The 7,280-nt window shown below is 38.4% G+C and carries 2 protein-coding genes and 3 pseudogenes; 4 read left to right on the top strand and 1 reads right to left on the bottom strand.

The window, feature by feature from the left end; all coding sequences use genetic code 11:
* Positions 1–14 precede the first annotated feature (14 nt).
* From VSX58_RS22235 to VSX58_RS22225, 3 genes and pseudogenes are all read left to right on the top strand, one after another.
* Positions 15–188: pseudogene (locus VSX58_RS22235) on the top strand (phage integrase N-terminal domain-containing protein); the annotation flags it as partial.
* 58 nt (positions 189–246) lie between these two features.
* A pseudogene (locus tag VSX58_RS22230) lies at positions 247–637 on the top strand (tyrosine-type recombinase/integrase); the annotation flags it as partial.
* Between the two features lie 20 nt (positions 638–657).
* A complete protein-coding gene (locus VSX58_RS22225; protein ID WP_327619955.1) occupies positions 658–3,126 on the top strand; it encodes a P-loop NTPase fold protein in 2,469 nt (822 codons plus the stop codon).
* 258 nt (positions 3,127–3,384) lie between these two features.
* Here the strand turns inward: VSX58_RS22225 and VSX58_RS22220 are convergent.
* Positions 3,385–3,694, bottom strand: a pseudogene (locus VSX58_RS22220) (IS630 family transposase); the annotation flags it as partial.
* 1,060 nt (positions 3,695–4,754) lie between these two features.
* Here VSX58_RS22220 and VSX58_RS22215 point away from each other — a divergent pair.
* Positions 4,755–6,776, top strand: a complete 2,022-nt coding sequence (locus tag VSX58_RS22215; RefSeq protein ID WP_327619954.1) for a DUF4034 domain-containing protein — start codon at positions 4,755–4,757, stop codon at positions 6,774–6,776.
* Positions 6,777–7,280 lie beyond the last annotated feature (504 nt).

The following is a 7,280-nucleotide window of genomic DNA, read 5'->3' as shown; positions in this document are numbered from 1 at the left end:
AGGATGAGGGTTCTATGTCACGATTAAGCCGGGAAATGCAGACGCTGGCCCGACAGGCCGGCGGCAGCCATAAGACGATACATGACCGACTAAAAATTGCAGAGCGACTTGCCAGTCATCTGCTATCTTTGAATATTCAGATCCGCACGGTACAGCATCTGAAAGCAAAACACATCGAATGCTATATCGCCGGGCAGGCTAAGCTGGCGGAAGTCAGTTATTCCTGATTATGACTGTATTAGATTTGGGAGCCGGGTCAAAGAGATTGACCTTCAAGCAAAGCTGTGGAGAATACCAGTTGAAAGTATGAAGGCTAAGCGTGGGCGTGTAGCATCTTTGTCACCACAGGCTTTAGGCGTTTTGGAAGTATAGGAGCCTATGGGTCATCATGAGCATACTCTCCTAAGCAGGACAACCCCAAAAGAAATGAATAGTCAAACAGCTTATGCTGCTTTGAAAAGAATTAGTACTGGTGGCAGATTAGCTACACATGGACTTCGAGCAATTGCAAGTACAGCAATGGATGAAAAGAGTTTTAATAATGACGTTATTGAGACCAGCCTTGTTCATATAGAAAAATGATATTAGACGTGCGTACAATCGACAATCGCTCAGACTATTTATCTCATTTAGTTGAATTAATAAAAGGGCATTATCATGAATGATATACAAAGTCAGACCGAAGGTCTTAAATCTCTTAAAGAGTACCTTGAAGCCAACAAAAATGTTATCGAAAACGACATGAATGAAGCAGATACAAGATTTCATATTATTGACCAAGTTTTATTCTCTTTAGGTTGGCATAACTCTGATTTTAAATTAGAAAAACATGAAAATGGTGATTATACAGATTATGAATTAGGGAACCCTCGGAAATTAATTATTGAAGCAAAACGTACAAATGTAAATTTCGATCTTCCTCCCAATCCAAGAAAAAAAAATACTTTCCCAATAAATGATATTTTGTCGAATTCTTACTCATGTAAAGAAGCATTTGAGCAAGCACAAAGATATTGTGCTGCTCGAGGAGTTAGATATGCTGTAATAACCAATGGACATCAATACATCTCCTTTTTAGCCACAAGAGATGACGGGATTTCTCCTGCAAACGGTAAATGTCTTATTTTTTCATCTTTGAAAGAGATTATTGAAAAATTCCCTTTATTGTGGAGTAATTTATCTGCTGATGCAGTAATGGAACACAGATTAGCAAAAACTCTTAGTGCTAATTCTCAAGTATTACCGAAAAAAATATCATGTAGTCTTTCATTATACCCTCATTATAAAACTCCTTCTGATTTACACTCATCACTTAAATCACTATCTGAACTTCTAATTCAAGACATATTCGAATCAGAAAGACAAGAGAAAGATTTCATCGATTACTGTTATTGCGAAAGTGGAGCAATAGCTAAAGATTCCTTATTAAGCAAAAACATTCTAAATGCCCGTTATTCGTCCCTATTCAATAATAATGAAAGTAAATTACCCATAGCGGACGTAAGAGTTAAAAAGGGGGAAAGCTTTGATAAAGAAGTCATAACTGATGCAATGAGTAAGAGGCCGATAGTATTGCTAGGTGATGTAGGTGTTGGAAAAACTTCCTTCATAAAAAACTTACAACACAATTCTGCTTTTGAAGAATTCAAAAATGCTATATTCATTAAAATAGATTTAGGTTCATCAGCAACTTTAACTGATGATATAAAAAATTATGTACTAACCAAAATAAAAGACACTCTTTTTGAAAACTATGAATTAAACATAGAAGCCAAAGATTTTATTTCAGGAGTTTACTCTAGAGACATACAGTTATTTTCACAAACAATATACGGTAGCTTAAAAGAAGCTGATCCAGTTCAATATGAGCGTGAAAAAATAAATATGCTCATTGGAAAAATGAGAGATAAAGCTGAGCATCTTAAAAAATCAATAAATTATGCATCCAACACTCTGAAAAAACAGATTATAATCATTATAGATAATGCGGATCAGCGCGATTTTGATACTCAGCAAGAAGCTTTTTTAATTGCTCAAGAATTAGCGAAAAATTGGAAAGCAATTGTTTTTATTTCAGTTCGTCCAAAAACATTTTTCTATTCACAGAGGAATGGAGCCTTAAGTGCATATGCAAATAAAATATTTACTATAAAGCCGCCAAGAATAGACCTCGTAATCAGAAAGAGGTTACTATATGCTATCGAAATTGCTAAAGGAGAATTATCAACAGAAGACTTAAATAAAGTCCTAATAAGAAGTGAAAACTTAGTTACTTTTTTATCATCCTTAGTATATTCCCTTGATGAAAATGATGAATTAACTGAGTTTATTTCCAATATTACTGGAGGTAATGTTCGCCAAGCAATTGATATTGTAAAAGGATTTATTGGTAGCCCGAATGTTGACGTTGAAAGGATAATTTCCGAGACTGAAAAGTCAGGAGATTATTACATACAATTACATGAATTTTCCAAATCAGTCCTTCTTGGTGAACTATCACATTTCTATGACGAACGTTCCATAGCTATGAACTTATTCGACGTATCATATCCAGATCCTAAAGAACACTTTTTGAAATCATTAATAATATCTTTCCTTAATCATGATTCGCCCTCTGTTGATAAAGACGGTTTCGTAGAAGGTCTTAACATTTATAGTGAGATGCAGGGGCTTGGATATAATTTATCGCAAATTGATAATGCAATAACTAGCCTGGTTAATAAAAAATTAATCGAAAGCAATAAAAGATTTACTTTTGGTGAGGATGATCTTTCTATTTTAGATAAGGAAGCAATAATATTTCGTGCAACATCAACAGGAATCTATCATGTAAAAAAATGGGCACCTACATTCGTATATATGGATACAATTTGCTATGACACTCCAATTTTCTCAGATGAAGTCTATAAAAAGCTTATTGAAAAAATTGATTCCAATATGATTATTGATCGAAATATCCGGACAAAATTATTCAAAGAATATCTAATTACAACTTGGAGAGAGTGCGGTAAGTCAACAGAATACTATGACTTTGAAGAAGGAATGCTACATGGAAGCGATACTTTCCGGTTTGTTGAAAAAGCTTGTCAGGCGATAGAAAAAGATCAAATTCAAGCATCGCATTAAAATATATACATTAATTACAACTACATTACCCGCCTAACTTTTCAACATTAGGCGGATATTACATACCAAAGGATTTGCATTAAGGTAGCTTATTTCCCTTCTTTATATTTATAACACATTTCAAAGAAAATACTTTTATATTACTACATTTTATATAAAAACTCCCGCTCAATTATCTTTTAATACACAAAAATAACTTCACTTAAAATCATCTAATTGCTTTTGGCTTTACCCCACCGTAACAATGAGCTTCTGTTACCCTTTGAGCATCCAGTCCGCGCCGATTTTCGGGTTCAGGTCGATATCGACCTCATCCTGATAAAACACCGGATAGTCCATCTGCTCCCGGGCCAGTGCCTGCCCGATGGCAGGCCGTTTTTCCTCATAGTACGGGTCTTTGATTTTCAGCGCCGGCGCGGCTCTGCCGCCAGACAATGTCCTCTTGTTTCAGGTATCGGTGCAAAATGGAGTGATGAGGAGTCACGTCAAAAAGCTGATTAGCCATGCGGACCAGTAACGCTGTACTCCAGCGCGAGCATAGCCAACCAAAATCTTTCGGGAAGCGTTGCCCAGTTCAGCCTGCTTCAGTGTAAAAACAATCAGCTCTTCGGTAAATCGTGACTTTTTCATCGGCATCACATCCGCTCAGAGGAGTGAATACCATGCCGGATTTCTGTTTCTGAATGGAGTCGGATTTTGGGATAGAGTCATCTTTATGAAAATTCATTTCCGATTAAATACATATATACCTTGGGTACTTAATAGTATAATTTTTTAACTCAGCCCCACCTCATTTCCCTGATAAATATAACCCCATACTCAACACTCACTTTATCTTAAATTTTTATTATTTATGGATTAGCATTCTTCTATTAAGACCAATATTATAATTGCTCTATGTTTATCTGATCCGTTTAGTAACCATCGTTACGCGCAGTTCTGCAACATGCATAAGTTGGGTTCTACACAGATATATATCTTTCTGACTATTCACAGTCGAAGCTGTATCGGACCTGAATCCTATGGCTATAAAACACACAATTCGATTCCTCGGCTGAAAAATTTTTTGCTACTCATTTCGCAAAAAAAATCCCACAGCCTCCACTTTAATCAGGCAAACAAAATTTTTAGGCCCACACTTAGGCCCATAGAACAAAAGTGGAATCAGGAATAAGTCATCTAATCAAAATAATAGGTAACCTATTCAACTCCCCCCAGCACTTTAAAGTGCCCGATGATTTGATGTGGTGATTAACGTTTTACTGATGCTTATGAATGAAAAGTCCCTCAGGGCTTTTCATTACGATTTCATGCTCAGCCGGTTCATGGAAAAATGATCCTGCCCACAAAAATGGACGATGTCGCTGAGGGACCGGCGATGAGCCGCTTTATTATCGAGTTCGGTGATCGTCTGGACGGTCACTTCTGAGAAAGACATTTACACAGAATCACGTACAAGACCGCTATCGCTACTTATCGCATTACCTCTCGAAATATATAAGATAATTCTCATAGATAGAAAGCCATCTCTTGAGTTATCCATTATTTTCATGGTTATTCTTTATTGGCAAAATGCTTTTTTATGCTGATACAATCACTTCTATGTTTTCAGAGTTGGATATTTACTCATGCAATCCCTCATTGATATATATGACTTACAACAGCAGGTGAAGCACAAGCTAAGCCAAAAGAAATATCAGGACGTTGAGGCGCTGTGTGCGTCGCTGCAAAGGCAGGATTTACAAAAGACGCTTCATATTCAGTTTATTTTTAATCCGCAGGTTGATGACCTTGCTGTGATTTTGTCACAACTTCACGATTGGCAGCAGAAAACGCCGGAAAGTTATTATCCTTATGTCTTTTTTGCTAGCTTTTGGTACACCGTTGCTGTCAAAGAACGAGGCATACGAACCATGGATCACGTAACTCCCGCGCAGATCCTGAAGTTTTGCATTGCCAACGATCAGTTTTTTTATTGGGCGTTAAAAACGCTGGAATTCAATCCTGAGTGTGTCGCGGCCTATGATATGCTATTAGAGGCTTCAGGGCGCTTTGGCGTACCCGATTGGCTGGCGCTGCCGGCCGCACAACCGATTCATTTTTCATGTGCGGATTATAATGAAGAGGCCAGAACGTTTTTATCTTCATTCCCGGAATATACTGTTCCACAGGGTTCGATTAATATAGCGCTGCCGCCGCCGACCACTGAAGAGCAGAATTTCATCCCATTATATTGGTTGAAAAATATCCTGACGATTGAACCCGGACATATCGAGTCAAGGAAAACCACGATCAGATTCTTAGCGCCAAGATGGTATGGCGATAAAAAATACAAAAAGATTAATCAATTTTTAGCGAGCGATTACTGCTCAGGTTTATCCGAGCTGCAGATAAAAATATTGCAACGTGAAAAAGAATACGATCAGATTACGGCATATAATACCTTACCTTCCATCAATTATCGAAAAGCATTAAAGAAACGCGAGAAGCAATTTACAGGTTTAATTAATACGCCTCTCACTGATGAAGAGGATTCCCTGACGCTATTTGAATATATTAATTTTTGCCACCACATTCTAATTAATACGCCGGCGGATCGTAAAAAGTCAAACGACAATATGGTAAATAATATTTATCTATCATTACACCATATTGTTAAACTGGCGTCGCCATGGATTATATTCTATCGAGCGAATGAGATTTTTAGTTTATTAATCTCATTTATGAAAACTTATGAAATTGAAGACAACCTGAATGTCTTCGAAGATCTTGCCAGGCACACACAGTTCCGTAACTTAACATCCTCGGTAGAGATTTTGTACGGTGCGGTGGCTGCAAACTTTCCATTAGCCAATATCAACCTAACTGCCCAGCGTGAGAGTATTGAGCGTTATTATATAGCCGGTGAAAGAAATCTTGATTACAACACGTTCAGATTGCATATTTTCATCCTGTGTAAGATGGGATATGCCGCCGCAATAATGCCAGTGTTCGAAAAGTTTGCTACCGAGAGTCGGGCAATCAACGCCTCCGTACTGTGTTATGAAATATATTATGGTAGCCCCTCCGACCTAGCAGACATGCTCTCAGTTGAGCCTGATGCGGATAAGGCAAACGCGTTCTTGAACACCGTAGTGCAACGGGGAGCTACGCAGGCGATTTTAATTAAATCGCGTGATTTAGAAAATTTAATTGAGCGTAGCAGTAATCCGTCAGAAAAGTCAGAGTTTGCCATCGAAAGAGAGAAACTATTAAAATTTAACATTCAGTTGGGAGATGCGGTATCGCAGTATGATTATGCATGTAGTTTAATTGCATCCGGCGAAGAGCAGCAGATCCACAAAGGATTGTTTGTTGAGGCACCCAAAGTCTTGTCCGAAGCGCGTATCAGGCTGGATCAACTGGCATACATCGCTTATCTATATGCCTTTTGCGCCTTCAATGCCCGGGGTATGAGCAAAAACCTATTTGTTATGGACTTTTGGATCAATCAGGCTTTGGCGTGGGATCCAGATCCTAACTATCGAGATTTCCGCCAAAAGGTCAAAGATGGCCTTACATTAAAACCTATGTATAGGTACTACCTGAAAAGAGACAAAGGTAAGATATCCGAAGAAATGAAAAAAATAATGAATAATGTGACTCAATAGAGGAGCTTTAGCGATGAGAGCAATTTCCATTATCATCATTGCCGTGTTGATGTTTATTTTCATCCTTCCAAAGCAGCTTAAAGCACAAAAAAAAGCCACGACGGTTATGCTGCCAAGAAAGAAGTAATGTCTGAGCAGACCGGTTTTAAAAGATGCCCAGAAGCTGACATTACCAATTCTCTTGCCCCTTTCACCCGAAAAGGGCTTGCTGTCTATCTCATCGCCAGACTATGCTCTGGCGACTCCACGACTTCCTATCGTTCTCCGGCAGGCCGTCATTGTTGCCTGGGAGAAGAGCTCGCGCAGGCTGATAAAAGCTGGAGCGCAACTATCCTCCCCCCACATGGAAACCGCGCGACACCGCTTCGGTGTAAACACGCCCGTTTTAGTTCCACAAACTTCTGAATTAGAATTTCGAAATTATTTATCATAATGTTACATTGAAAACTCAGATTCCCCCAGACCTTAAACTCCAGGAGCAAAGGTAATCCCCCCAAAAAAGCG

Source organism: Brenneria populi (assembly GCF_036016195.1).
GTDB classification, from domain to species: domain Bacteria; phylum Pseudomonadota; class Gammaproteobacteria; order Enterobacterales; family Enterobacteriaceae; genus Brenneria; species Brenneria populi.
This window is presented reverse-complemented; position numbering and strand designations above follow the sequence as displayed.

Bases quoted from the DNA above. Each gene is read 5' to 3' on its own strand.
- VSX58_RS22225 (WP_327619955.1), top strand. From the start codon at position 658: ATGAATGATATACAAAGTCAGACCGAAGGTCTTAAATCTCTTAAAGAG.
- VSX58_RS22215 (WP_327619954.1), top strand. From the start codon at position 4,755: ATGCAATCCCTCATTGATATATATGACTTACAACAGCAGGTGAAGCAC.